This is a genomic window from Arenibacterium sp. CAU 1754 (assembly GCF_054482635.1).
This window is the reverse complement of record NZ_JBTLRG010000002.1, coordinates 784,469-808,458: the sequence shown is the minus strand read 5'-3', so window position 1 is coordinate 808,458 and position 23,990 is coordinate 784,469. Positions and strand designations below refer to the sequence as shown.

Below are 23,990 nucleotides of genomic sequence, written 5' to 3'. Positions count from 1 at the left end.
AAACCGACCTTTCGGGCGGCTGTTTTCCCAAGTCAAAAACGCACTGATTGACAAACGGCCCTTGCGCCCCACATGTTGCGCGGCCATAGAGCGGCCCGTATCCGTCCAAGAGGTTTTCGTATAAATGCCTGTAGTTGTTGTCGAATCTCCAGCCAAAGCAAAAACAATCAATAAATATCTGGGGCCCGACTATAAGGTTCTGGCGTCTTACGGCCATGTTCGCGACCTTCCGCCCAAGGATGGATCAGTCGACCCCGACCATGATTTCGAGATGAAATGGGAAGTCGCCAGCGACAGCAAGAAACACGTCAAGGCAATCGCCGATGCGTTGGCCGAAGACGGCGAACTGATCCTGGCAACGGACCCCGACCGCGAGGGTGAGGCGATCAGCTGGCACCTTCAGGAAGCGCTGACCAAGCGCCGGTCGATCAAGAAGGACACTCCGGTCAGCCGCGTCACCTTTAACGCCATCACCAAGGACGCGGTCAGCGAAGCGATGAAACATCCCCGCCAGGTGGATATGCCCCTGGTCGAAGCCTATCTGGCCCGCCGTGCGTTGGATTACCTCGTGGGGTTCAACCTGTCGCCGGTGCTGTGGCGCAAGCTGCCTGGCGCAAAATCGGCCGGGCGCGTGCAGTCGGTCTGTCTGCGCCTGATCGTCGAGCGCGAGATGGAAATCGAAGCCTTCCGCGCGCGCGAATTCTGGACGGTGAAAGCCATCCTCGAAACGCCGCGCGGTCAGGAATACGAGGCGCGCCTGACCGTTTTGGCCGGCAGCAAGCTCGACCGCTATGACATTGAGAACGAAACGCAGGCCGAATTGGCGGTTCAGGCGATCTCGTCGCGCGATCTGACCGTGAAATCGGTCGAGGCAAAGCCCGCCTCGCGCAACCCGAGCGCGCCGTTCATGACCTCCACCCTGCAACAGGAAGCCAGCCGCAAGTTCGGCATGGGCGCCCGCCACGCCATGAGCACCGCTCAGCGTCTCTATGAAGCAGGGCACATTACATATATGCGGACCGATGGCATCGACATGGCCCCCGAGGCCGTGACCGCCGCGCGCGACGCGATCACGGCACGCTACGGCGACGACTATGTCCCGAAATCGCCCCGCATCTACAAGAACAAGGCCAAGAACGCGCAGGAAGCGCATGAATGTATCCGTCCCACCGATATGACGTCGGATGCTCAGGCGCTGGGGCTGAAAGATGCCGATCAGGCCAAGCTTTATGATCTGATCTGGAAACGGACCCTCGCCTGCCAGATGGAATCGGCCCGGATGGAGCGTACAACCGTGGACGTGGGCAGTGCCGACGGACAGATCGAATTGCGCGCCACTGGTCAGGTGATGCTGTTTGATGGCTTCCTGCGTGTCTACGAAGAAGGCCGCGATGATTCCGTCGTGGACGAGGACGACAAACGTCTGCCCCAGATCATGCAGGGCGAACCCGTCAAGAAAGGCAGCGTGACGCCCGAACAGCATTTCACCCAGCCCCCGCCCCGCTATACCGAGGCAACGCTGGTCAAGAAGATGGAAGAACTGGGGATCGGGCGACCCTCGACCTACGCCAGTATCGTCACCACAATTCAGGACCGCGAATACGTCCGCAAGGACAAGAATCGCCTGATCCCCGAGGACAAGGGGCGTCTGGTCACGGCTTTCCTGCAGAACTATTTCCGCAAATACGTGGGCTATGATTTTACGGCCAGCCTTGAAGATCAGCTGGATGACGTCAGCGCGGGCGATGCCGACTATAAAACCGTTCTGGCGCAGTTCTGGCGCGATTTCTCGGCCGCAATCGCCGAAACCAGCGAATTGCGCATCACCGAAGTTCTGGAAAAGATCAACGAGATCCTGGAGCCCCACCTGTTCCCGCCAACCGGGGAGGGCAGCGACCCGCGCCTGTGCCCCAATTGCGGAAACGGGCGGTTGTCGATGCGCACCGCACGTTCGGGCGGCGCGTTCATTGGGTGCTCGAACTATCCTGAATGCCGCTATACTCGCCCCTTTGGCCCACCGGGTGCCGAGGCCGACAATGCCATCCCCCCCGAGGGCAAATTTCTGGGTGAGGATCAGGGCGACAAAATCCGTGTCTTCAAGGGCCGGTTTGGTCCCTATGTCCAACGCGGCGAAGTCACCGAAGACAACAAGAAACCACCCCGCCAGTCGGTGCCCAAGGATTGGCCCGCCGAGGATCTGGATCTGGAACGCGCGCTGAAACTGTTGTCCCTGCCCCGCGAAATCGGCCCCCATCCCGAAGATGGTGTTCCGGTCTGGGCCAATATCGGACGCTATGGCCCCTATATCAAACACGCGGCCAGCACGTCGGAACGGGGCGGCACGAACGCCAATCTTGAGAGTCTGGACGAGGTGTTCACCGTCGGCATGAATCGCGCGGTGCAGTTGCTTGCCGAAAAGGTCGCCTCGCGCGGCGGGCGCGGCGCCGCCGCCAAAACCCTGCGCGAACTGGGGGATCATCCCGACGAGGGCGGTGCCGTCAGCATCATGGACGGCAAATACGGGCCCTACGTCAAATGGGAAAAGGTGAACGCCACCCTGCCCAAGGAAGTCGACCCTGACGCCGTGACCATGGAAACGGCCGTTGAGCTGATTGCGGCCAAGGCCGCCAGCAAGGGTAAACGCAAAAAGGCCGCTCCGAAAAAGAAGGCCGCCAAGGCAAGTACCGCCAAGAAAAAGTGAGCCGCGCCGGTGGGTGACGGGAGCGGGCAGCGCCGACCGGACGGGCGCGCCCGCTGTGCATTGCGCGGGCGATTTTCGCGCGCCCCAGCACATTAGTCTGTCAGGCGTCCAACATCCCCGATGTTTCGGTCAGGTTTTGTTGACTCTCCCGTGACGCGGCGTCAGAAAACGGCAAACTGATCGTTTAGGAGAAATCTTCCATGAAGAAAGTCTATGGGTCGGCAGCAGAGGCACTGGATGGCCTGCTGTTTGATGGAATGTTCATTGCCGCGGGCGGATTTGGCCTGTGCGGCATTCCCGAACTTCTCTTGCAGGCGATCAAGGAGGCAGGCACCAAGGATCTGACGTTTGCGTCGAACAACGCGGGCGTCGATGATTTTGGGATCGGCATCCTTTTGCAGACCAAGCAGGTCAAGAAGATGATCAGCTCCTATGTCGGCGAAAACGCGGAATTCATGCGCCAGTACCTGAGCGGCGAACTTGAGCTTGAGTTCAACCCGCAGGGCACCCTGGCCGAGCGTATGCGCGCCGGTGGATGCGGCATTCCGGGCTTTTACACCAAGACCGGTGTTGGCACCGTGATCGCCGAGGGCAAGGAGCACAAGGATTTCAACGGCGAGACCTATATCATGGAAGAAGGTCTGTTTGCCGACGTGTCGATCGTCAAGGCATGGAAAGCCGATGCAACCGGCAACCTGATCTTCCGCAAGACAGCGCGCAACTTCAACCCGCCGGCGGCAATGTGCGGCAAGGTCTGCGTGGCCGAGGTTGAAGAAATCGTTCCCACCGGGTCGCTGGACCCCGATTACATTCACCTGCCCGGCATTTACGTGCACCGCCTGATCCAGGGTGAACACGAAAAACGCATCGAACAGCGCACAACGCGCCCGGCAGCATAAGGAGAGCGAACATGTGGGACCGCAATCAAATGGCCGCACGTGCGGCGCAGGAACTGGAAGACGGATGGTACGTGAACCTTGGCATCGGCATTCCGACGCTGGTCAGTAACTATATCCCCGAAGGTATCGAAGTAACGCTTCAGTCCGAGAACGGCATGCTGGGCATGGGCCCCTTTCCCATCGAGGGAGAAGAAGACCCCGACCTGATCAATGCCGGCAAGCAAACCATCACCGAACTGCCCCAGACCGCCTATTTCGACAGTGCCACCAGCTTTGGCATGATCCGGGGCGGCAAAATCGCGATGGCGATTCTGGGCGCAATGGAAGTTGCTGAAAACGGCGACCTGGCCAACTGGATGGTGCCCGGTAAACTGGTCAAGGGCATGGGCGGCGCGATGGATCTGGTTGCGGGCGTCGGGCGTGTGGTTGTGGTCATGGATCACACCAACAAACAGGGCGACTCCAAGGTTCTCAAGGAATGCACCCTGCCGCTCACCGGCAAGGGCGTCGTCGACCGGATCATAACCAACCTTGGCGTTCTGGACGTCACGCACAAAGGCCTGCACATTCAGGAACTGGCCCCCGGCGTGACCCGCGAGGAAATGATCGCCGCGACCGACGCGACAATCGTCTGAAACAAGAACGCCCCGGTACAATCGCCGGGGCGTTTCTTTTTGGTCCGGGCAATGCCCGCACCGCGACTTCAGTTCATCGCAGCAAAGACGCAGCCGTCCGTGATCAATTGGGGGGGCGTTTTGCACAAGCCGCTCGCAACCTTGAACGCGGCCAGAACCTTGGGAACGTAATCGCGGGTTTCGGCATAGGGCGGCACGCCCTGGTGCGTTTTCACCGCCCCTTCCCCCGCATTGTATCCGGCAAGGACAAGAATCGGGTCATTGTCAAATTCCCGCATCAGCCAGTTCAGGTATTTGACGCCACCCTTGATGTTTTGATCCGCGATCAGACGGTCCGTTACCCCGAACCGCGTGGCGGTATCGGGCATCAACTGCATCAGTCCGGCCGCCCCTGCCCCGCTGACGGCGTCGGATTTGCCCGCTGATTCCACCGCAATGACCGCAAGGACCAAAGCGGGCGACACCGACGTGCCGACAGTGGACCGCAGGATTGGCCCGCCCTGTGCAATTGCGATTTCCTGAAGGGCCTGCAATCGCGGCGCGCTCACCTTGCCCGATCCGCTGATCGCCCTGAGCGCCACATCAAGACGCCCGGGGCCGGATTGGGCCATGTCGGGCGATACCTCCTCCCAGAACCAGGAATAGCGGCCCGGGACCTTGGCTTTGGCCTTATCCTTCTCCTTGGCCGCGGTTTCACTGTCTGCCGGTTTTTTCGGTTTCGGCGCAGGCTGTGCAGCGGGATCGATTTGAATCGTGATACGTTTGGACCGCTCGCCCGGCGCGGGTGGTTTGATCCGTTTTGCTTTGAAATCCGGAAACGGCGCGGGTTTCTCCGCGAATCCGGTGCCTGGGGCCGCCGCAAGCACTGTTGCCAGCCCAATAACCATAGCGCGCTTGTACATAGCGGGCCTCACTGCTCTATTTTTTTCAGGAATCTTTATCAAAAGCGGCCCGAGCGCCAGAAAATCCGGTGCAGAATCTGGCATTTTCGCCCCAATTGGCACCCTTTTGCATCGGTTCGGGGTCAGGCCGGAAAAAAGTTGAAGTTTTATTTCATTCAATAACAGTGACTTACAAGAAAAATCGCAAAAAGTTAAAATAGGGCAAATTTTTCCCGGTTTTGGCCCAACTCCTGCCACGGGTTAGAGGGAAAACATACCCATCGCGACGGACACGGTTCAAGTTGAGAGAGATGGACCGAAACAAGGACGACGCGGAAACGTAAACAAACTGAGATCCTTTGGAGGGATAAGAACATGATGAACTTTATCAAAAACTTCCGTAAAGACGAAGACGGTGCCGTGACTGTTGACTGGGTTGTTCTGACAGCCGCTGTTGTTGCTCTGGCCGGCGCTGCTTACTCGTCGATCAAGACCGGCACCGTGAGCCTGACCGAGACAACCGGTACATACATCCAGGGCAAGACCCCGACCGACTAATATAGTCTGATCGATGGATTACCGGGCCGCGCCGTTCATTCGGCGCGGCTCTTGTTGTTTAAAAGGCTGGCCCATCGGGCCGGCCTTTTTCGTTTCACACATGCGACCCTGATCGCATCGCATCGAAACGCCGGCATCACAGCGCTACGTCACCCTGGTCAGCCGCAGGGAATCAGTTTTGCCACCCGGAGCGCGCGTAGCAGCTGTGCGTGACAGGCCGGAATCGCATGCCCTTTCCGTGCCCGGGCATTCGTCAGGCGACGCCAGACAAACAGCTATGAACAAAGAGAATCGATTTGATATTGCCCTGTGCGGGCTGATTTCACGGATAACACGCCATAATGTGACCATTTTCACCCTTCCCTCCACCGTAAACCATCAACAAATTAACCATTTTTCCCTTTCTTTTCTATGGGTTGAGGCGTTTCTACTGTTTTTTCTCAGCAGCGCAAAAATTTTCTTAATTCACGCCAAAATGCTGCCCCAATCCCCCGGCTATATAAGGACATGCCAAGTCGAACGGGCCAAACGAGAGAACGGTTCGAAACGCGACGAGGATAACGAAAAACCTAATGATCCTTTGGAGGGACATAAAATGATGAACTTTATCAAAAACTTCCGTAAAGACGAAGACGGTGCCGTGACTGTTGACTGGGTTGTTCTGACAGCCGCTGTTGTTGCTCTGGCCGGTGCTGCATACTCGTCGATCAAGACCGGTACCGTCAGCCTGACCGAGACAACCGGTACATACATCCAGGGCAAGACCCCGACCGACTAATACTCAGTCATCTACATGACGAGGGTGGGCCATGTCTTTGTCCAAAGGCATGGCCCGTTTTACAAAAATCTTCTTCGAGAACTGCGAGAAATACATGCGCAATTACATCTTGAAATTCCGACGTGACGAAGACGGCGCCGTAACCGTCGACTGGGTTGTGCTGACAGCAGCAGTTGTTGCTTTGGCCGGTGCAGCGTTTTCGTCTATTCAGACTGCTTCGGGCGGTGTTGGCAACGATGTCGGCGACTATCTGTCCAGCAAGACGATTACCGACTGATCGTAACGCTGTTACGTAAGGTCACAGAGAATCCGCTATATATGCCTCTGGCGGGTTACCTCTACTTCCCATTTTTGCCACATTCAGTGGCTAAATAACGATCAAGTCGAACGTGAGCCGGTGGCTCATATCCCGTCAAGCGGGAATCTCATTCAAGCGAGGTCAAGTTATGCGAGCGGTTTTTGGACTGGTTTTGATTGTCGGAATCGCCCTGGCGGGTGGTGCTGTGATGATGGCGAAAAACTATATCACGGCTTATCAGGCTGAGCTGGCTGTTGAACGTGCCGCGCGCGCACAGATCGTGCCCACGGTAGATGTATTTGTCGCTGATCGCCCTCTTCGCTACGGCGAACGGCTTGAGCAGGACGCCGTGCGCAAGGTGCGCTGGCCCGAAAACGCCATTCCCGAAGGCGCATTCACCAAGATCGAAGACCTTTTCCCGCCTGAAAACTCGGAAATGCGGGTTGTTCTGCGCGCCATGGAAAAGAGCGAAGCCATCATGGCTGTGAAAGTTACCGAGCCCGGCGAAGATGCTGGCATCACCTCGCGCCTGGAACGCGGCATGCGTGCCTTTGCGATCCGCGTTGACGTTGCATCGGGTGTTTCCGGCTTCCTGCGTCCCGGTGACCGGGTTGACGTTTACTGGACCGGCAGCGTGCGCACCGGTGATTCCGCCGCACGCGGTGATATCACCCGCCTGATCGAGGCCGGCGTAAAGCTGATCGCCATCGACCAGAGCACAAGCGACGATATCGGAAGTTCGACAATCGCACGGACCGTGACCGTTGCCGCAAGCCCCGTTCAGGTGGCGGCGCTGGCACAGGCCCAGACAACCGGACGCCTGTCCCTGTCGCTGGTCGGTGCCGAAGACGACACGATTGCTTCCGCGATCGAAGTTGACCAGCGTGCCCTTCTGGGTCTGGGCGAAATCGAAGCTGCGCCCGAGCAGATCAAGGAACGCGTCTGCACCATCCGCACCCGTCGTGGTGCCGAAGTGGTCGAACTGCCGATTCCCTGCACAAACTAATGAAATTCAAAAATCTTTTTCGGCGCGGGGCGTAATAAACACGCATCCCGCGCCGAAATGTTGCCAGTTGTCCACATAAGGAAAGAACTGGAAACCTTTGATTCTTGCAAAAAATTCCAATGTGTCGCACAGTGGCGTATCAGACCGGGCAATAAGACCCGACCAATGAGGCGTGATCGGAGAGGCAGGTCACATGACATTTAAAGAATCTATCCAGGCAGGCCTGCTAGGGCTTGCGCTTGCGTGTTCACCAATCGTTGGAACAGCGCAGGCAGAAACACTTACAGTTGTGAAAAAGGGCACCGCATCCACCTTGGATGTCCCGATGAACCGGGCCATCGTTGTGGAAAGCGACGTTCCGTTTTCAGAGCTGAGCATCGCCAATCCGGGGATTGCAGACATTTCGTCACTGTCGGACCGCACGATTTACGTTCTTGGTAAATCGCCGGGCCTGACGACACTGACGCTTCTGGATGCAACCGGGCGGCTTATCACTAACGTTAACGTCCGCGTCGCTGCGGATGTTACCGAGTTCAAGGAACGCCTGCGGCAAATCCTGCCCGGCGAGAAGATCGAAGTTCGCACCGCGAATGACGGCATTGTCCTTTCGGGCGTCGTGTCGAGTTCGCAGCGTCTTCAGCGGGCTCTGGACCTGGCAGAACGGTATGCGCCCGAGCGCGTGTCAAACCTGATGAGCGTCGGTGGCGTTCAGCAGGTGATGCTTAAGGTTCGTTTTGCCGAAATGCAGCGCAACGTGTCCAAGTCGCTCAGCGCGTCGCTGGGCCTGAACGGTGGCATTTTCGGAAATGATGTCGGCATCAACGGCGGTACCGGAACGACAAACAGCCAGGGCGGCCTTGCCAATTCACTTGCGGGCAACATCCCGGCCGTGAACGAAAACGCGGGCGCTATCCTCTTCGGTTTCAACGCCGGATCGGTTCAGGTTGGCCTGCTTCTGGAAGCTCTGGAACAGAAAGGTGTGGTTCGCACCCTTGCGGAACCGAACCTGACAGCCTTGTCCGGACAGGAAGCCAAGTTTCTCGCCGGTGGCGAATACCCGATCCCTGTTGCACAGCGTGAAGGTACAATTGCCATTGAATTCAAGGCTTTCGGTATCGAGCTGAACTTTATCCCGCGGGTTGTGGATGCGGATGTCATCAATCTCGAACTGATGGCGGCCGTTTCGGCAATCGACCCGACGCAAGGTGTGACCTTCAACGGCTTTGACGTTGATGCCTTTTCCCGTCGAGAGACATCGACCACGGTTGAAATGCGGGATGGCGAAAGCTTTGCGATTGCGGGTCTCATTCAGGACGACTTCATCGACAATGCCTCGCAACTGCCGTGGCTGGGCGATGTTCCGGTTCTGGGCGCCCTGTTCCGCAGTTCGGACTATCAACGCAGCCAGACCGAGCTGGTCATCATCATTACCGCTCATCTGGTAAGCCCGACACGTGGCGAGGCATTTGCCCTGCCGACAGACCGGGTAAGACCGCCAAGCGAAAAGGACCTGTTCCTGTTTGGTAAAACTGCACGGACCAACGGCCCCAACAGCGGTGCCGTCGGAGAAGTGGCCAAGCAGGATTTCAGCGGATCCTACGGCTATGTCCTTGACTGAGCGAAAGGGTAGTCAAATGTGGAAGATCATCACGACGGCGACGCTGACCTTGGCAATGGCAGGGTGCGCGCGCGAAGCTGGCCAGTCGCTTGATAACGGTGCCTTCGGCAACGCAACAAGCAACAATGCTCTGGTCATGCGCGGAGAGCTGGATTACGCGGTCAGTCTGGGCAACCGGTTCGCCGGCGAGGTGCCGACCACGGTCACCTTTGCCTTTGACAGCGCGGTTCTGGACACAGCTGCTCAACAGGCGCTGGACCAACAGGCGAATTGGATTCGTCAGTTCCCCGAAGTCCGCTTCCGGGTTTACGGTCACACCGACAAGGTTGGCAGTAACGCCTATAACCGGAACCTCGGCCAACGGCGCGCCAATGCGGTTGTCCGTTACTTGTCGCAACGTGGAATCAGCCGACGCCGTCTTGAGGCGCTGGTGTCCTATGGCGAAACACGTCCGGTCATCGACACACCGAACCGCGAACGGCGCAATCGCCGTACCGTGACCGAGGTGTCGGGCTTTGTGAAACGCCATCCCACGGTGCTGGACGGGAAGTACGCACAGATCGTCTATCGTGAGTACGTCGCAAGCGCCCAGAGCGTGAGCGTTCTGACCGGCCGCACGAATACTGGCGGCTTCTCTGAACAACAATAATGGGTCTGGGCGGCTGATCGTCGCCCATTTCCCTACAATTGGGTTTTTTTGGCCCAATTCTTGCCCAGATTAACGAGCAAATTGTCCCCAATAGGTGACGTGTGTCCAAAAACGGACGGCACGCTGGCTTCCGCAGGGCGCATTCGGACAGGGCTTTTTCCCCAGACCACGACCTGCCTCGCCAAGTGAAGAGGATTAAGGCAATGAGCAGCGGTATGCCGCAACCAGAAACAAACCCGATCGTCGCGTGTACGGTCAGCAGGGATGTTCAGAATTTCGACCTATTGATCGAAGACATGGAAACCGTTCTGGGCGAAAACTGGGGCGACCTGGGCTTCGCCGAGGCATTGGCATTTTTTGGCCAGCCCGAAGCGGAATCCCTGGAATTCATCGCTCTGGCCATTGATGGCGAGGACGAAGACAACCTCGTCCTGATGGGCGAAATCATCACACAGGCCAAATCGCGCGATATCAACGTGATTCTCATCGCCGAGGATGTCACACCGGCCTCGCTGCACCAGTTGCTGCGTCAGGGCGCGGACGAATTTGTCCCCTACCCGCTTCCGGAAAACGAACTGAAGCTGGCCATAGACCGGTTGAACAAACCCGAGGAAGTGCCGGCAAGCGAAGGTCATAACACCGCCAACCTGAAATCCGGCGCCTCCAAAGAAGGTGCGATTCTTGTTGTGCACGGTCTGGCTGGTGGATGTGGGTCGACCACTCTGGCCGTCAATCTGGCCTGGGAACTCGCCTCGATCGACGGTGACAAGGCCCCCAGCGTGTGCCTGATCGACCTCGATCTGCAATACGGGTCGGTTTCGACCTATCTGGACCTGCCGCGCCGCGACGTTGTTTTCGAAATGCTGTCGGACACCGAAAGCCTGGACGACGAGGTTCTGGGGCAAGCGCTTCTGAGCTTTGAGGATCGCCTGCAGGTTCTGACATCTCCTGCAGACATCGTTCCGCTGGACGTCGTGTCCCCCGAGGACATTCAAAGGGTCATCGATCTGGCCCGGTCGCATTTCGATTACGTCGTCATCGACATGCCATCGACGCTGGTGCACTGGTCCGAGACTGTCCTGCAGGCGGCGCACGTCTATTTTGCGATGATCGAACTGGACATGCGGTCGGCACAGAATGCTCTGCGGCTCAAACGGATGCTCCAGGCCGAAGACCTGCCGTTCAACAAGCTGCGTTTCGCCTTGAACCGCGCGCCCAAATTTACCGATCTGAGCGGCAAGAGCAGAGTCAAGCGCATGGCGGAAAGCCTGGGCATTTCCATCGAACTGCAACTTCCCGACGGTGGCAAGCCGATCACGCAAAGCGCGGATCATGGGCTGCCGCTGGCCTCCTCGGCGGCGAAAAATCCGCTGCGGAAAGAAATCGCAAAACTGGCACAGTCGATCCACGAACTGGGCCAAAGCGAATCCGAAGCAGCATAATCTTTGAAGGGGGTATAAATACATGTTTTCCAAGTATAAAAAACCGGCATCAAGTGCCCCGGCAGGCAATGTCACGAACATCGCGGAGGCCAAGCCGTCAGCACCCAAGCCCGCCCCTTCTGCATCGCTGCGCAGACCGGAAGCGCAAAAGGTTTCAGCCAATGCCGTCTCCATGGACAAGGAACGCAAGCGCAAGGAGCGCATGGGCGAAATCAAGCTGGAGCTGCATCGTTCCCTGCTCGACAACCTGAACCTTGCGGCGCTGGAACATGCGTCGGAAAAAGAACTGCGCGGTGAGATCGCCACGATTGCCGGCGAACTGCTGGAAGAAAAGGGAATCGTCCTGAACCGCGACGACCGTCAGACCCTGAACAAGGAACTGTATGACGAGGTGACCGGTCTTGGTCCCCTGGAAACGCTTCTTCAGGACGACACCGTCAACGATATTCTGGTCAATGGCCCGCAACAGGTGTTCGTGGAACGCGCCGGTAAGCTTGAGCTTTCGGACGTGACCTTCAAGGACGAGCGCCACCTTCTGCGCATCATCGACAAGATCGTTTCGGCCGTTGGCCGCCGTGTCGATGAATCCAACCCCTATGTTGACGCCCGTCTTGCCGATGGGTCGCGTTTCAACGCGATGGTCCCGCCCGTTGCCGTCGATGGCAGCCTGGTGTCCATTCGTAAGTTCAAAAAAGACAAGCTGGGCATTGATGACCTGGTGAAATTCGGCGCCTTTACCGAAGAAATGGCCGCCTATCTTCAGGCCGCTGTGGCGACGCGTCTCAACGTGATCGTGTCAGGTGGTACCGGTTCCGGTAAAACGACAACACTGAACGCTCTGTCGTCCTTTATCGACAACTCCGAACGTATCCTGACGATCGAGGATACGGCCGAACTTCAGCTACAGCAGATTCACGTGGGCCGGATGGAAAGCCGTCCGCCAAACGTGGAAGGAAAAGGCGAAGTTTCCCCGCGAGATTGTTTGAAAAACGCCCTACGTATGCGTCCTGACCGCATCATCGTGGGGGAAACACGTGGCGAAGAAGTTATCGACATGCTGCAGGCCATGAACACCGGCCACGACGGATCGATGACCACGATCCACGCCAACTCGGCGCGGGACGGTGTGTCGCGTCTGGAAAACATGATCGCCATGGCTGGCATCGAAATGCCGATGAAGGCCATGCGCAGCCAGATTTCGTCGGCTGTGAACCTGATCGTCCAGGCCTCGCGCTTGCAGGATGGTTCGCGTCGGATGACATCGATCACCGAAATCACCGGCATGGAAGGTGACGTCATCTCGATGCAGGAAATCTTTAAATATCAGCGCGTTGGCCTGACCCCTGACAACAAGATCATCGGTCACTTTACCGCCACAGGCGTGCGCAGCCACTTTTCCGAACGGTTCCGCATGTGGGGCTATGACCTGCCCGCATCAATCTATGAACCCACAGTGATGGAGCCGCAGTAATGCAACTGAGCGCCGAACCGATTATCTATGGCCTGATCTTCGTCGGGGTTCTGGTCCTTGTCGAAGGTCTGTATCTGGTGGCCTTTGGCAAATCCATCAGCCTGAACAGCCGCGTCAACCGGCGCCTGGAAATGCTCGACAAGGGCGCCGGGCGCGAACAGGTTCTGGACCAGCTGCGCAAGGAAATGCAGCAGCACATGAAATCGCGGTCGATTCCGCTGTATTCGCTGCTTGCGGACCGCGCTCAAAAGGCGGCCATCGCCTTTACGCCGCGCCAACTGATCCTGATTATGGCCGGTCTGGCGGTTGTGGCCTTTCTCGGGCTGACCATCGGCACGGAAACCGAAGTACCGTTCCGGATCGTTGCGTCCGTAGGGATCGGCATTGGAGCGGTCTATTTCTGGGTCAACTCCAAGGCCAAGAAACGCATGAGCATGATCGAAGAACAACTGCCCGATGCGGTTGAACTAATGGTGCGAAGCCTGCGTGTCGGTCACCCGTTCTCGTCGGCGATCTCGATCGTTTCCAAGGAAATCGAAGACCCGCTTGCCACGGAATTCGGCATCATCGCCGACGAAAGCGCCTATGGCCGCGACGTGGGCGAGGCGCTCAAGGAAATGGCCGAACGTCTGGACATGCAGGATATGCGGTTTCTTTCGGTTGCCGTGACCATCCAGCAGCAATCAGGCGGTAACCTTGCGGAAATTCTGGCCGGACTGGCCAAGGTGATCCGTGCCCGTTTCCGCCTGTTCCGCCGCGTAAAGGCCATCACCGCCGAGGCAAAATGGTCCGGCAAATTCCTGTCGGCCTTCCCTGTGCTCTGCCTCATCGTCATTCTGGTTCAGGACCCGGGCTACTACGACGAGGTGATGGACCACCCGTACTTCATCCCGGCCTGTTTTGTCGTGGGCATCTTGCTGACGGTGAACCTGATCGTCATGCGCGTTCTTACGAACATCAAGGTTTAAAGGAATATCCAGATGGAACTTCTTGATCAGATCAATACTTTTCTGACCGAAAACCTTGGTGACTTTGGACCGCTGATCGTGGTCGGTGGCCTGGGTCTGTTCATGATCCTGCTGACGCTGCCGTTGATCATGAACCAGCCCGAAGATCCGCTTAAGAAACTCAAGCGGAACGCCAACGCGCAGAACCAGCCCAAACCGCAGAAAGAGCGTCTGCGCCAAGGTGGCCGCAACGAACAGCTGCAGAAATTCGCAACCTTCCTTGAACCCAAGGATTCCGATCAGCTTTCGGCCATCCAGCTGAAACTGCGCCAAGCTGGATATCAGTCAAAGGATTCGGTCCGGGTCTTCCATTTCGCACAGTTTGCGCTGGGGATCACGGGGCTGATACTGGGCCTGGTCTATGTCACCGTTCTGTCGGACGGTCAGGAATATGACACGCAGCAGATGGTCATGCGCATCATGGGCCCCGGCGGTGCCGGCTATTTCTTGCCGAAATACTGGGTGACGCGTCGCGTCGCCGAACGCCAGGAGGCCATTACCCAAGGCTTTCCCGATGCGCTCGACATGATGCTGGTTTGCGTCGAAGCGGGCCAATCGCTGGATCAGTCCATCGTCCGCGTGGCACGCGAGTTGCGCGCCTCCTACCCCGCCCTGGCCGACGAATTCGAAGTGGTCGCCTATGAAATGAAGGCCGGCAAAGACAAATCGGCAGTTCTGCGCGACATGGCCGAACGCTGTGGCGTTCAGGATGTTTCGTCCTTTGTGACCGTTCTGATCCAGTCGGCAACCTTTGGTACGTCGATCGCCGAGGCGCTGCGGGTCTATGCAGGTGAAATGCGTGACAAACGCGTGATGCGGGCCGAAGAAGCCGCAAACAAGTTGCCAACCAAAATGACCCTTGCCACAATGATGCTTACGGTGCCGCCGCTGTTGATCATCCTTGTTGGGCCCTCGGCCAACGGCATCGCGAACTTGGGCAACATGAGCAAATAATTCCAATGCGAAATTCCGGTGTGACACGACGCACACCCGTCTTTGGACTCCTGACAGCCACCGCCGTTCTTTCGGCGGTGGCTGCATGCGTGCCGGAACGTATCGAACTGGAAAAAGGCGGCCCCTTCCCGCCCGGCGTCGATCACCGCAAAAAGGCGGTCGACGGGGTCGAGGTTGGTCATCGCTTGATGAGTGCGGCCCAGTATGAACTGGCAATCGAGGCGTTCACCCGCGCTGCATTGGAACAGGGCATGACGCCTGAAATCCTGAGCGGGCTGGGAACGGCGAACCTGGGTTTGGGACGTTTGGGCCAGGCCGAAGACCTGCTGCGCAAAGCCGTCAGGGCCGACGCGAATTGGCCCGCAGCCTGGAACAATCTGGGCGTCGTGCTGATGGAACGCGGAAAAACAACCGAAGCGGAGCAGGTTTTTCGAAAGGCCTATGCGCTGGATGATGGCCAAAGTGACTCAATCCGCGATAATTTGCGCTTAGCACTCGCAAAATCTGAAATTTCTGCTAATGATGAAGCACAAAACGAAGAATATAAATTGGTGCAGCGGGGCAATGCAGATTACCTGATCCGCAGAAACCAAGATTGAGGCAAGAGCAGTAAAGGACGCAAAAATGCGCCACCTTATCGTGATTCCGGCAATAATTGCGGGCGGTTTGACCGTTTCTGGATGCGCAGAAAATGGTGAACAGACCGTTGAACGCGCTTTTCAGGACGTGAACGTCGTCGATGAAAGCAACCTGAACGACGTCATGCTGACGGTCGCCGACCCTAACGAAGCCGTCAGCCATTTCACCCGCACCCTGAAAAGCAACCCTGACAGAATTGACCTTCATCGCGGGCTCGCGATCTCGCTCGTGCGTGCAAAACGCAACACTCAGGCGGTCACGGCCTGGACCAAGGTGACGTCGATGGAAGGCGCCACAAACGAAGATTCGGTCAACCTCGCCGATGCGCTGATCCGCAGTGGCAACTGGGACAAGGCCGAGGCGACGCTGGATTCCGTTCCGCCCACGTATGAAACATTCAAACGCTACCGTCTGGAAGCGATGATCGCGGATGCCAACAAGGAATGGAAAAACGCCGACAGTTTCTATGAGACCGCTGTGGGCCTGACGACCCAACCGGCCGGCGTCATGAACAACTGGGGCTATTCCAAGCTGACCCGCGGTGATTTTGCCGGGGCCGAACGGTTGTTCGGCGAGGCGATCCGCCAGGATCAGTCGCTGTTCACCGCCAAGAATAACCTGATCCTGTCGCGTGGTGCACAGCGTAAATACACCCTGCCCGTCATTCCGATGGATCAATCCGAGCGTGCCCAACTTTTGCACACGCTGGCTCTGTCGGCGGTCAAACAGGGAGATGTGCAAACCGGAAAAGGTCTGTTGCGCGAAGCGATCAACACGCATCCGCAGCACTTCGAAGAAGCTGTACGTTCGCTGCGTGCACTTGAAAACGGCTAAGACCGATGGCGCTGACCGCTTCTGCGGCGATGTGGTTCCTGCCCTTCGTCCTGCCGATCTGTTTTTACGTCTGCTTCACTGACCTGCGTGAAATGCGGATCACAAATCAGGCGGTCATGGCCTTGGTTGTTGTGTTCCTTGTCGTCGGGCTGATTGCCCTGCCGCTTCCGGTCTATGGCTGGCGGATTATCCAGATGGTGGTCGTCCTGGTAATCGGGTTTCTTCTGAACGCGGGCGGCGCCATCGGGGCTGGCGATGCCAAGTTCGCCGCTGCGGCAGCCCCGTTCATTGCCGGTGGGGATTTCCGGCTGTTGCTCGCGATTTTCGCGGCGAATCTGCTGGCCGCTTTCGCCACGCATCGTCTGGTCAAATACACCCCGCTGCGTAAAATCGCACCGAACTGGAAAAGCTGGGACATGGGCTGGAAGTTCCCCATGGGCCTGTCCCTGGGCGGAACCCTTGGGATTTATCTGATTCTGGGTGTCTGGTTCGGGTCCTGACGCCCCGAACATTCACCATCTTTCAGTCCTGAGACACCGGCACAAGTCACAGGAATGGGCCGGGTTGGGCACAAAATCGCCTTAAAACGGTGAAACAATCCCACCAATTGAAGCTGAAATATCCACAAACAGGCACAAGACATGAACATGCAGCCCACAGCCGTGATGGCGCCGCCCGCGCCCCGGACTTTGAATGAAATGCAGCTCCCGATGGTAATGATGCGGGATATTCTGCTGAAAACCATCTTTCGCAAGAACGTCGATGTGGTCAGCGAACTTGCCGAAGCGATCTGCCTACCCATTCCGGTGACACAGGAACTGGTTGATTTAACCCGCGAACAGCGCTTGCTTGAGGCGACAGGCACGCTGAACGCCAATAGCGGCAATGAAATGGGCTATCAGCTAACCGACGCGGGCAAGGCGCGCGCGCTCGATGCGCTGTCGCAATCGGAATATTTCGGGGCCATGCCTGTGCCACTTGATATCTATCGTGAACAGGTCAAACGCCAATCCATCCGGAACATCCAGATCACCCGCGATCAGCTGACCAATGCCATGGGGCACCTGGTTCTGCCCGATTCCTTGCTGGACCATCTGGGGCCGGCGGTCAGCGCCGGGCGCTCGATCCTGATGTATGGCCCGCCGGGCAACGGTAAATCGTCGATCTCGAACGGTATTCGCGATGCTCTGGGCGACAAGGTCTATGTCCCCCGTGCCATCGAATATTCCGGCCAGGTGATCACGGTTTATGACCCGATCGTCCATTCGGCCGTGGAACAGGTGCGCGATGATCCGACCCAATTGCGGCGTGCCAAACGGTTCGACAGCCGCTATGTCTGTTGTGAGCGTCCGACGGTGGTGACCGGTGGTGAACTGTCGCTCAAGATGCTGGACCTCGTGTATAATCCGACTGCACGAACGTATCAGGCCCCGCTACAGCTGAAATCGACCGGCGGCATCTTTATCGTGGACGACCTTGGCCGCCAGGAAGAGCCGCCTCAGGCCCTGATCAACCGCTGGATCGTGCCGCTGGAAGAAAGCAAGGATATCCTTGGCCTGCAATCGGGCGAAAAGTTCGAAGTGCCCTTTGATACGCTGGTGATCTTCTCGACCAACTTTCACCCCAACGAAATCTTTGACCAGGCCGCGTTGCGCCGGATCTTCTTCAAGATCAAGATCGACGGCCCCAATCAGGAAGACTACCTGAAAATTTTTGCGATGGTCGCCCGCAAAAAGGGCGTTCCCCTGAATGAAAAGGCGCTGGTTCACCTGTTGAAGGTCAAATACCCGACAATCGAAAACATCTATGCCAATTATCAGCCGGTATTCCTGATCGACCAGATCATTGCGATCTGCGATTTCGAAGGCATCCCCTATCAGATGTCACCGGAGCTGATCGACCGGGCCTGGGCGAACATGTTCGTAAAAGACGAAAAAATCGTCAGGTAATGCTGCGTCTTTTTCTTGTGATCCTGTGTGCCTGCCTGGGCACAACTGTTCGTGCCGATACTGAGCAGCAAAAAGCGGCAACTCAACTCATGGCCGCCGGGTTCAATGACTACGGAAACCGGCGGCATGAAATCCATATCGACAATTGCGTGATGACCACCTTTGTCTACGAGGATTGGAAAGATCACGGAAAAGTCCTTTGGTCTTCGTTCCTCGTCAATCTGAAGGACCTGCAACTTCCGGATCGTCAAAAGGATGGCAACCGGTTCCTCTGGATTCCAAATTTCGGCGAGGAAAATGCCGCCATGTTCCTTTTCAGCATGGCCCCCGGCAGCATCGCCCGCCACGAAATGGCAATGCGCCGCAATCCGAAACCGCCGTACCGTCCGTCGGATCGGTCAGGTCCGGACAGCTACGTGTTCCAGGACAAGACCAGTTTCTTCATTCTTCACGAGGGTCAGGAAAACCCCGAGCAGGCCGCCTTGTTCATTTCGCGTCTGGAACAATACCGGCTTGAGTACTGTTTCCCGCTCAGCTGAAAAGCGGCATTAGAGTTTGGCAAAGAACAAAACCCGAACTAGATATCGGGCATGACAGCGTTACCCCCTGCCCTGGCCGATTGGTTCGCCGCGCGCGGATGGTCCCCCCATCCGCATCAAAAGGCCATGCTGGAACGGGCCCAGGCCCCCGCAACCCTGTTGATTGCGCCAACGGGTGGCGGCAAGACAATGGCGGGTTTCCTGCCGACACTCGCTGAACTTGCCGATGATACCCGGGACGGTTTGCACACCCTTTATGTCTCCCCGCTCAAGGCGCTGGCCGCAGACATCAAACGCAACCTGCGTACCCCGGTCGACGAAATCGGCCTTGATATCCGGATCGAGGATCGCACCGGCGACACATCGGCCACGCAAAAGAAACGTCAGCGGGCCGACCCGCCTCACATCCTGCTTACAACACCCGAAAGCCTGGCGTTGCTGACGAGTTACGAGGACGCGCCCCGCATGTTCGCGGGGCTGCAACGCATCGTGGTAGACGAAATTCACGCCCTTGCCGAAAGCAAACGGGGCGATCAGCTTTTTCTGGCCCTGTCACGTCTGCAGGCCATGTGCCCAACGCTGCGGCGCGTGGGCCTGTCGGCAACGGTGGATGACCCGGAGGCCATTGCACGGCTGCTGGCGCGTCATCCGGACCCTTGCGCCATATTGCAGGCCGATCCCGGCCCACCGCCCGATATCGCGATGCTGCAAACACAGGAGCAGCCCCCCTGGTCCGGCGGCGGGGCCGCCTATGCCATCCCGGCGGTCCTGGATCAGGTGCGCCGGCACAAAACGACGCTGATTTTTCACAACACCCGCGCGCAGGCCGAGATTTTCTTTCACAACTTGTGGCTCGCCAATACCGACAGCCTGCCCATCGGCATCCACCATGGCAGCCTTGACCGGGTACAGCGGGAACGGGTCGAGGCCGCTATGATACGCGGCGACCTGCGCGCCATCGTCTGCACGGGGAGCCTGGATCTCGGCATCGACTGGGGCGATGTGGATCTTGTCATCCAGATCGGCGCGCCAAAAAACGTCAAACGGCTGATCCAGCGGATCGGGCGCGCAAACCACAGGTACAATGCCCCCTCCAAGGCACGGCTGGTTCCCGCAAACCGTTTTGAAGTTGTCGAATGCGTTGCCGCGCTCGAAGCCGCGCGCGAGAGCGATCTCGACGGGGAACCGCGCGGCGCTGGCCCGCTCGACGTTCTGTGCCAGCATATCCTGATCACGGCCTGCGCCGGCCCGTTCGACGCCGATACGCTTTATGATCAGGTGGTGACCGTCGGGGCCTATGCGGCGCTGACGCGAGACGCCTTTGACGATTGCCTGCAATTCTGCGCCACGGGGGGCTATGCACTTGCGGCCTATGATCGCTGGCAACGGCTCCTGCAACGTGCGGATGGGCAGTGGCAGTTGCGCGACCCCCGCTCGGCCCAGCGTATCCGCATGAACATCGGAACGATTCAGGACACGGATACACTCAAGGTGCGGCTCAAACGAAACCGCGGCGGCAAACCGCTCGGCGAGGTCGAAGAAGGGTTCGCCGCATCGCTGACACCCGGCGATACTTTTCTGATCGGCGGTCAGGTCGTGCGCTACGAAGGCCTGCGCGAAATGACTGTCGAGGTGACGCGCCGGACGGATCGCAAACCCAAGGTCGCCACCTTTTCGGGAACGAAGTTCGCAACCTCGACCCAACTCAGCGAACGCATTCTGGATATGTTCGAACAGGACACCTGGCCGCAATTGCCCCTACACACGGCCGACTGGCTCACCTTGCAGCGCGATGTCTCCCGCCTGCCGCAACGCGGGCGGCTTTTGATTGAAAGCTTTCCCCATGACGGGCGGGAACACACCTGCATCTATGGGTTTGCGGGGCGAAACGCGCAGCAGACCCTGGGCCTTTTGCTGGCCAAACGATTTGAAGAAATCGGGTTGCACCCGCTTGGGTTCGTCGCAACGGATTATGCGACCCTGATCTGGGGACTTGATCCGCTGGACGATCCAGCGCCCCTGTTCGATCTGGCGGCGTTGCAGGACGGGTTGGACGGATGGCTTGCCGGCAACGCCGTCATGAAGCGGACATTCCGCGCCTGCGCGACCATTGCCGGGCTGATCGAACGCAACATGGCAGGACAACGCAAATCCGGGCGGCAGGCGACGTTTTCGTCGGACATTCTCTATGACACGCTGCACAAATACGACCCGGACCACCTGTTGATGCAGATCACCCGGCACGAGGCCCAATCGGGTCTGGTCGATTTTGGACGCATCAGCGAGATGATCAACCGGGTCGGGGGCCGGATCGATCACATCCGCCTGTCGCGGGTCACACCGCTGGCCGCGCCCCTTCTACTTGAGGTTGGGCGCGTTCCTGTGGCCGGTGCAGCCGAGGAGCGGTTGCTGGCCGAAGAAGCCGAGAAGTTGCTTGAAACGGCCGGGCTTGATTCCATTTCCTGCGTCGTATGAAACAGTTTGCAAAATCGCCACCGCGCAGTATGGAACGTACCATGAACGCGCAAAAACTGAAACTGGCCGGAACCGAAGTGTTCGCCATGGGAACCGGTGCCTTGTGGTGGCCGGAACAGGCGCTGTTGTGCGTATCCGATCTGCATTTCGGCAAATCATTGCGCGTGGCGCAACGCGGCGGTCCGGTTCTGCCGCCTTATGAAACACGCGACACCCTGCGCCGCCTGTCTGGTGATCTGGAAAGGACCGGCGCCAGGATCGTGGTCTGCCTCGGCGACAGTTTTGATGATCTGACCGCGATCAGCTCACTTCCCGATTCCGAGCGGCTGTGGATCACCCGGATGCAGGCCGGGCGGCGCTGGATCTGGATTGAGGGCAATCATGATCCCGGCCCCATCGACATGGGCGGCACGCATCTGGCCGAACTGTCCCTGCCACCGCTCAGCTTTCGCCACATCGCCCGGCGGGATGGCATTGGCGAAATCTCGGGGCACTACCATCCCAAGGCACAGGTCCGCATGGCAGCACGCACCATTTCACGCCCGGCGTTTCTGGTAGATCAGAATCGTATCATCCTGCCCGCCTATGGCACCTATACGGGCGGTCTGCGCAGCAATGACGCCGCCCTGAAAACGCTGATGCGACCGGAGGCGCTGGCCATTCTGACCGGCCCCACACCCCATACGATTCCGATGCCCCGGTAATTTTCAACTGTCTTGAGGACGGGAAATGAACTGACCGCTTTGCGAAACGGCGAACCCTCACAAAATTCCGGCGTCTTCCAGTCCGAATTTGTATTTTCGACTGACAGGAACCAGATCCCCGTTTGTCAGTTCAAGGTGTATGCGCCCATTGCTGCGCTGAACGCTATCAATGGCATCCTTTGCAACCCAATGCGACCTGTGCGTGCAATACCCGACCACCGTGTCCATTTCGTCAATTGCATCGCCGAACCTGAGCCTGATCGAATGTGTGCCCTGTGGTGACACCACATCCACAAAATGATCGCGCACCGTCAGCCGTAGGATGGGGCCGTCAAAACCGTCCGGCAATCGCCGCATCAACCGCGGCGGCTTCGGCGAATCGGGCACCAGTTTTCGACCCGCATAGCTGATTTTTTCGATGCCGAGGATGGTCCGGAGGAAAATACAGATCGCCGCCGTGATCACCGCGATATAGCTGGCAAGACGCAACAGGGTCGGTTGTGGTTCCACCTGCAATGCAAACAGCTTGGCCGTGACAAGCCATATCATCGGCGTCAGAAGCACCGTCGTAAGGGCCACCATGACCAGATCATTCAGAATGGGCTTTTGCCGATCAACGAAAGATTTTGCGGCGAAATAACTCCATTGCCCGATCACAATCGAAAGGAATGTGACCACAGACCAATACAGCAACCTGAACGCAAAGCCGCCTATCTGGATCGTGCCAAAAGGACCGGCCAAGGCGACGACGACGGTCAGAACGATCCAAAATCGGAAGGCCGTCGTGTTGAACAAGGACGATAATTTTAGCTTAGGTAACTGCCACATTTACTCTTTATACTAACAACCGAAACCCAACACGCCTTCTAGCGGACACCGAATTTCCAAAAGTGTCCAAGCTTTGCCGTCAAATAAAGCCAATTCCTTTAAAACTCAAAGAAAAATTAACGCAAATGGGACAGTTCACCAATCAGATAGCCTCGCGCTGTTTGCTTCTTCAGGCGGTCAGCCCATCGGGTTCCTGAAGGCCGTTGGCCCGGCAACACGCTGTCAGCGTATTGGCCAGCAGGCAGGCAATCGTCATCGGTCCAACCCCGCCTGGAACCGGGGTGATCGCCCCGGCAACCTCGACGCAACTGTCAAAGTCCACATCGCCAACCAGGCGCGTGCCGCCTTCGGGTTTTTCGATGCGGTTGATACCAACGTCTATCACGGTCGCGCCCGGTTTGATCCAGTCCCCCGGAATCATTTGCGGTCGACCGACAGCCGCCACCACGATATCGGCCCGGCGCACCACCCCGGGCAAGTCGCGGGTACGGGAATGGGCAATAGTTACCGTACAGCTGTCCCCCAGAAGAAGCTGGGCCATTGGTTTGCCCACGATGTTCGAACGCCCGATAACCACTGCGTCCATGCCACTCAGATCACCGTGGTGATCCCGCAGCATCATCAAGCACCCCAGCGGCGTGCAGGGCACCATCGACTTTTGTCCTGTTCCCAAAAGACCCACGTTGGAAATGTGAAACCCGTCCACATCCTTGGCCGGATCAATCGCATTGATCACCAGATCTTCGTTCAGATGATCCGGGAGTGGCAATTGAACCAATATTCCATGAATCGACGGATCCGTATTGAGCGCCTCGATCAGGTTCAAAAGGTCAGCTTCCGACGTGTCGGCCGATAGCCTGTGTTCGACCGACTTCATGCCGACTTCGACGGTCACCTTGCCTTTCGAACGGACATATACCTGGCTTGCCGGGTCCTCACCCACCAGCACGACCGCCAATCCTGGGATCAGACCATGCTGTTCCTTCAACGCGGTCACGTTCGCGGCGACTTGCGCCCGAACCTTCGCCGCAAAGGCTTTTCCGTCAATCAAAGTCGCGCTCAACATTCGTCTCCCTGGTTCAGACGCGCTGCGGCCATGTGGCCCCCGCGTCCGCGTCTGGGCCG

The 23,990-nt window shown here is 57.9% G+C and carries 23 protein-coding genes; 20 read left to right on the top strand and 3 right to left on the bottom strand.

Annotated features, from left to right (window positions below):
* Positions 1-124: 124 nt before the first annotated feature.
* The 3 genes from topA (at position 125) to ACXYMO_RS10700 (ending at position 4,235) form a co-directional block, all read left to right on the top strand.
* A complete protein-coding gene (gene topA / locus ACXYMO_RS10710) occupies positions 125-2,701 on the top strand; it encodes a type I DNA topoisomerase (RefSeq protein ID WP_458878683.1) in 2,577 nt (858 codons plus the stop codon).
* Positions 2,702-2,901: 200 nt separating this feature from the next.
* Positions 2,902-3,600: a CoA transferase subunit A gene (locus ACXYMO_RS10705; RefSeq protein WP_458878682.1), complete on the top strand. Its 699-nt coding sequence runs from the start codon at positions 2,902-2,904 to the stop codon at positions 3,598-3,600.
* 11 nt (positions 3,601-3,611) lie between these two features.
* Positions 3,612-4,235: a 3-oxoacid CoA-transferase subunit B gene (locus tag ACXYMO_RS10700; protein ID WP_458878681.1), complete on the top strand. Its 624-nt coding sequence runs from the start codon at positions 3,612-3,614 to the stop codon at positions 4,233-4,235.
* A gap of 68 nt (positions 4,236-4,303) precedes the next feature.
* Here the strand turns inward: ACXYMO_RS10700 and ACXYMO_RS10695 are convergent, their stop codons facing one another.
* Entirely contained in the window at positions 4,304-5,137 is an 834-nt protein-coding gene (locus tag ACXYMO_RS10695; protein WP_458878680.1) for a lytic transglycosylase domain-containing protein, read from the bottom strand.
* 354 nt (positions 5,138-5,491) lie between these two features.
* Here ACXYMO_RS10695 and ACXYMO_RS10690 point away from each other — a divergent pair, with 354 nt between their 5' ends.
* From ACXYMO_RS10690 to pdeM, 17 genes are all read left to right on the top strand, one after another.
* Positions 5,492-5,674 (top strand): Flp family type IVb pilin, encoded by a 183-nt coding sequence (locus ACXYMO_RS10690; protein WP_458878679.1) that lies wholly within the window; start codon positions 5,492-5,494, stop codon positions 5,672-5,674.
* 595 nt (positions 5,675-6,269) lie between these two features.
* Positions 6,270-6,452 carry a Flp family type IVb pilin gene (locus ACXYMO_RS10685; protein WP_458878679.1) on the top strand — a complete coding sequence of 61 codons (183 nt, stop codon included), beginning with the start codon at positions 6,270-6,272 and terminating at the stop codon, positions 6,450-6,452.
* A gap of 31 nt (positions 6,453-6,483) precedes the next feature.
* Positions 6,484-6,729, top strand: a complete 246-nt coding sequence (locus tag ACXYMO_RS10680; RefSeq protein WP_458878678.1) for a hypothetical protein — start codon at positions 6,484-6,486, stop codon at positions 6,727-6,729.
* A 169-nt stretch (positions 6,730-6,898) separates the two neighbouring features.
* A complete protein-coding gene (cpaB, locus tag ACXYMO_RS10675) occupies positions 6,899-7,756 on the top strand; it encodes a Flp pilus assembly protein CpaB (protein WP_458878677.1) in 858 nt (285 codons plus the stop codon).
* A 193-nt stretch (positions 7,757-7,949) separates the two neighbouring features.
* Positions 7,950-9,374, top strand: a complete 1,425-nt coding sequence (locus tag ACXYMO_RS10670) for a type II and III secretion system protein family protein (protein WP_458878676.1) — start codon at positions 7,950-7,952, stop codon at positions 9,372-9,374.
* A 16-nt stretch (positions 9,375-9,390) separates the two neighbouring features.
* Complete coding sequence (locus ACXYMO_RS10665; RefSeq protein WP_458878675.1) at positions 9,391-10,023, top strand: OmpA family protein; 633 nt, start codon at positions 9,391-9,393, stop codon at positions 10,021-10,023.
* Between the two features lie 203 nt (positions 10,024-10,226).
* Complete coding sequence (locus tag ACXYMO_RS10660; RefSeq protein ID WP_458878674.1) at positions 10,227-11,465, top strand: AAA family ATPase; 1,239 nt, start codon at positions 10,227-10,229, stop codon at positions 11,463-11,465.
* A 22-nt stretch (positions 11,466-11,487) separates the two neighbouring features.
* Positions 11,488-12,936: a CpaF family protein gene (locus ACXYMO_RS10655; protein WP_458878673.1), complete on the top strand. Its 1,449-nt coding sequence runs from the start codon at positions 11,488-11,490 to the stop codon at positions 12,934-12,936.
* Complete coding sequence (locus ACXYMO_RS10650) at positions 12,936-13,904, top strand: type II secretion system F family protein (protein WP_458878672.1); 969 nt, start codon at positions 12,936-12,938, stop codon at positions 13,902-13,904. Before ACXYMO_RS10655 ends, ACXYMO_RS10650 begins: the two co-directional genes overlap by 1 nt.
* Positions 13,905-13,916: 12 nt before the next feature.
* On the top strand, positions 13,917-14,897 hold the full coding sequence (locus ACXYMO_RS10645; protein WP_458878671.1) for a type II secretion system F family protein: 981 nt from the start codon (positions 13,917-13,919) through the stop codon (positions 14,895-14,897).
* A 5-nt stretch (positions 14,898-14,902) separates the two neighbouring features.
* Positions 14,903-15,496, top strand: a complete 594-nt coding sequence (locus ACXYMO_RS10640; protein ID WP_458878670.1) for a tetratricopeptide repeat protein — start codon at positions 14,903-14,905, stop codon at positions 15,494-15,496.
* Positions 15,497-15,521: 25 nt separating this feature from the next.
* Positions 15,522-16,370, top strand: a complete 849-nt coding sequence (locus ACXYMO_RS10635) for a tetratricopeptide repeat protein (protein ID WP_458878669.1) — start codon at positions 15,522-15,524, stop codon at positions 16,368-16,370.
* Between the two features lie 5 nt (positions 16,371-16,375).
* Positions 16,376-16,870 carry a prepilin peptidase gene (locus ACXYMO_RS10630; RefSeq protein WP_458878668.1) on the top strand — a complete coding sequence of 165 codons (495 nt, stop codon included), beginning with the start codon at positions 16,376-16,378 and terminating at the stop codon, positions 16,868-16,870.
* Positions 16,871-17,011: 141 nt separating this feature from the next.
* Positions 17,012-18,319, top strand: coding sequence for an ATPase (locus tag ACXYMO_RS10625; RefSeq protein ID WP_458878667.1), 1,308 nt, complete (start codon positions 17,012-17,014; stop codon positions 18,317-18,319).
* A complete protein-coding gene (locus ACXYMO_RS10620; protein ID WP_458878666.1) occupies positions 18,319-18,858 on the top strand; it encodes a hypothetical protein in 540 nt (179 codons plus the stop codon). Before ACXYMO_RS10625 ends, ACXYMO_RS10620 begins: the two co-directional genes overlap by 1 nt.
* Positions 18,859-18,909: 51 nt before the next feature.
* Positions 18,910-21,333, top strand: coding sequence for a ligase-associated DNA damage response DEXH box helicase (locus ACXYMO_RS10615; RefSeq protein ID WP_458878665.1), 2,424 nt, complete (start codon positions 18,910-18,912; stop codon positions 21,331-21,333).
* 41 nt (positions 21,334-21,374) lie between these two features.
* The gene (pdeM, locus tag ACXYMO_RS10610; protein ID WP_458878664.1) at positions 21,375-22,037 is read left to right on the top strand and encodes a ligase-associated DNA damage response endonuclease PdeM; all 663 of its coding nucleotides are present in this window, start codon (positions 21,375-21,377) and stop codon (positions 22,035-22,037) included.
* Positions 22,038-22,094: 57 nt separating this feature from the next.
* Here the strand turns inward: pdeM and ACXYMO_RS10605 are convergent, their stop codons facing one another.
* Positions 22,095-22,832 (bottom strand): LytTR family DNA-binding domain-containing protein, encoded by a 738-nt coding sequence (locus ACXYMO_RS10605; RefSeq protein WP_458878663.1) that lies wholly within the window; start codon positions 22,830-22,832, stop codon positions 22,095-22,097.
* 202 nt (positions 22,833-23,034) lie between these two features.
* Positions 23,035-23,928 carry a bifunctional methylenetetrahydrofolate dehydrogenase/methenyltetrahydrofolate cyclohydrolase FolD gene (gene folD / locus ACXYMO_RS10600; RefSeq protein ID WP_458878662.1) on the bottom strand — a complete coding sequence of 298 codons (894 nt, stop codon included), beginning with the start codon at positions 23,926-23,928 and terminating at the stop codon, positions 23,035-23,037.
* Positions 23,929-23,990: the final 62 nt, after the last annotated feature.

Bases quoted from the DNA above. Each gene is read 5' to 3' on its own strand.
- topA (WP_458878683.1), top strand. From the start codon at position 125: ATGCCTGTAGTTGTTGTCGAATCTCCAGCCAAAGCAAAAACAATCAAT.
- ACXYMO_RS10705 (WP_458878682.1), top strand. From the start codon at position 2,902: ATGAAGAAAGTCTATGGGTCGGCAGCAGAGGCACTGGATGGCCTGCTG.
- ACXYMO_RS10700 (WP_458878681.1), top strand. From the start codon at position 3,612: ATGTGGGACCGCAATCAAATGGCCGCACGTGCGGCGCAGGAACTGGAA.
- ACXYMO_RS10695 (WP_458878680.1), bottom strand. From the start codon at position 5,137: ATGTACAAGCGCGCTATGGTTATTGGGCTGGCAACAGTGCTTGCGGCG.
- ACXYMO_RS10690 (WP_458878679.1), top strand. From the start codon at position 5,492: ATGATGAACTTTATCAAAAACTTCCGTAAAGACGAAGACGGTGCCGTG.
- ACXYMO_RS10685 (WP_458878679.1), top strand. From the start codon at position 6,270: ATGATGAACTTTATCAAAAACTTCCGTAAAGACGAAGACGGTGCCGTG.
- ACXYMO_RS10680 (WP_458878678.1), top strand. From the start codon at position 6,484: ATGTCTTTGTCCAAAGGCATGGCCCGTTTTACAAAAATCTTCTTCGAG.
- cpaB (WP_458878677.1), top strand. From the start codon at position 6,899: ATGCGAGCGGTTTTTGGACTGGTTTTGATTGTCGGAATCGCCCTGGCG.
- ACXYMO_RS10670 (WP_458878676.1), top strand. From the start codon at position 7,950: ATGACATTTAAAGAATCTATCCAGGCAGGCCTGCTAGGGCTTGCGCTT.
- ACXYMO_RS10665 (WP_458878675.1), top strand. From the start codon at position 9,391: ATGTGGAAGATCATCACGACGGCGACGCTGACCTTGGCAATGGCAGGG.
- ACXYMO_RS10660 (WP_458878674.1), top strand. From the start codon at position 10,227: ATGAGCAGCGGTATGCCGCAACCAGAAACAAACCCGATCGTCGCGTGT.
- ACXYMO_RS10655 (WP_458878673.1), top strand. From the start codon at position 11,488: ATGTTTTCCAAGTATAAAAAACCGGCATCAAGTGCCCCGGCAGGCAAT.
- ACXYMO_RS10650 (WP_458878672.1), top strand. From the start codon at position 12,936: ATGCAACTGAGCGCCGAACCGATTATCTATGGCCTGATCTTCGTCGGG.
- ACXYMO_RS10645 (WP_458878671.1), top strand. From the start codon at position 13,917: ATGGAACTTCTTGATCAGATCAATACTTTTCTGACCGAAAACCTTGGT.
- ACXYMO_RS10640 (WP_458878670.1), top strand. From the start codon at position 14,903: ATGCGAAATTCCGGTGTGACACGACGCACACCCGTCTTTGGACTCCTG.
- ACXYMO_RS10635 (WP_458878669.1), top strand. From the start codon at position 15,522: ATGCGCCACCTTATCGTGATTCCGGCAATAATTGCGGGCGGTTTGACC.
- ACXYMO_RS10630 (WP_458878668.1), top strand. From the start codon at position 16,376: ATGGCGCTGACCGCTTCTGCGGCGATGTGGTTCCTGCCCTTCGTCCTG.
- ACXYMO_RS10625 (WP_458878667.1), top strand. From the start codon at position 17,012: ATGAACATGCAGCCCACAGCCGTGATGGCGCCGCCCGCGCCCCGGACT.
- ACXYMO_RS10620 (WP_458878666.1), top strand. From the start codon at position 18,319: ATGCTGCGTCTTTTTCTTGTGATCCTGTGTGCCTGCCTGGGCACAACT.
- ACXYMO_RS10615 (WP_458878665.1), top strand. From the start codon at position 18,910: ATGACAGCGTTACCCCCTGCCCTGGCCGATTGGTTCGCCGCGCGCGGA.
- pdeM (WP_458878664.1), top strand. From the start codon at position 21,375: ATGAACGCGCAAAAACTGAAACTGGCCGGAACCGAAGTGTTCGCCATG.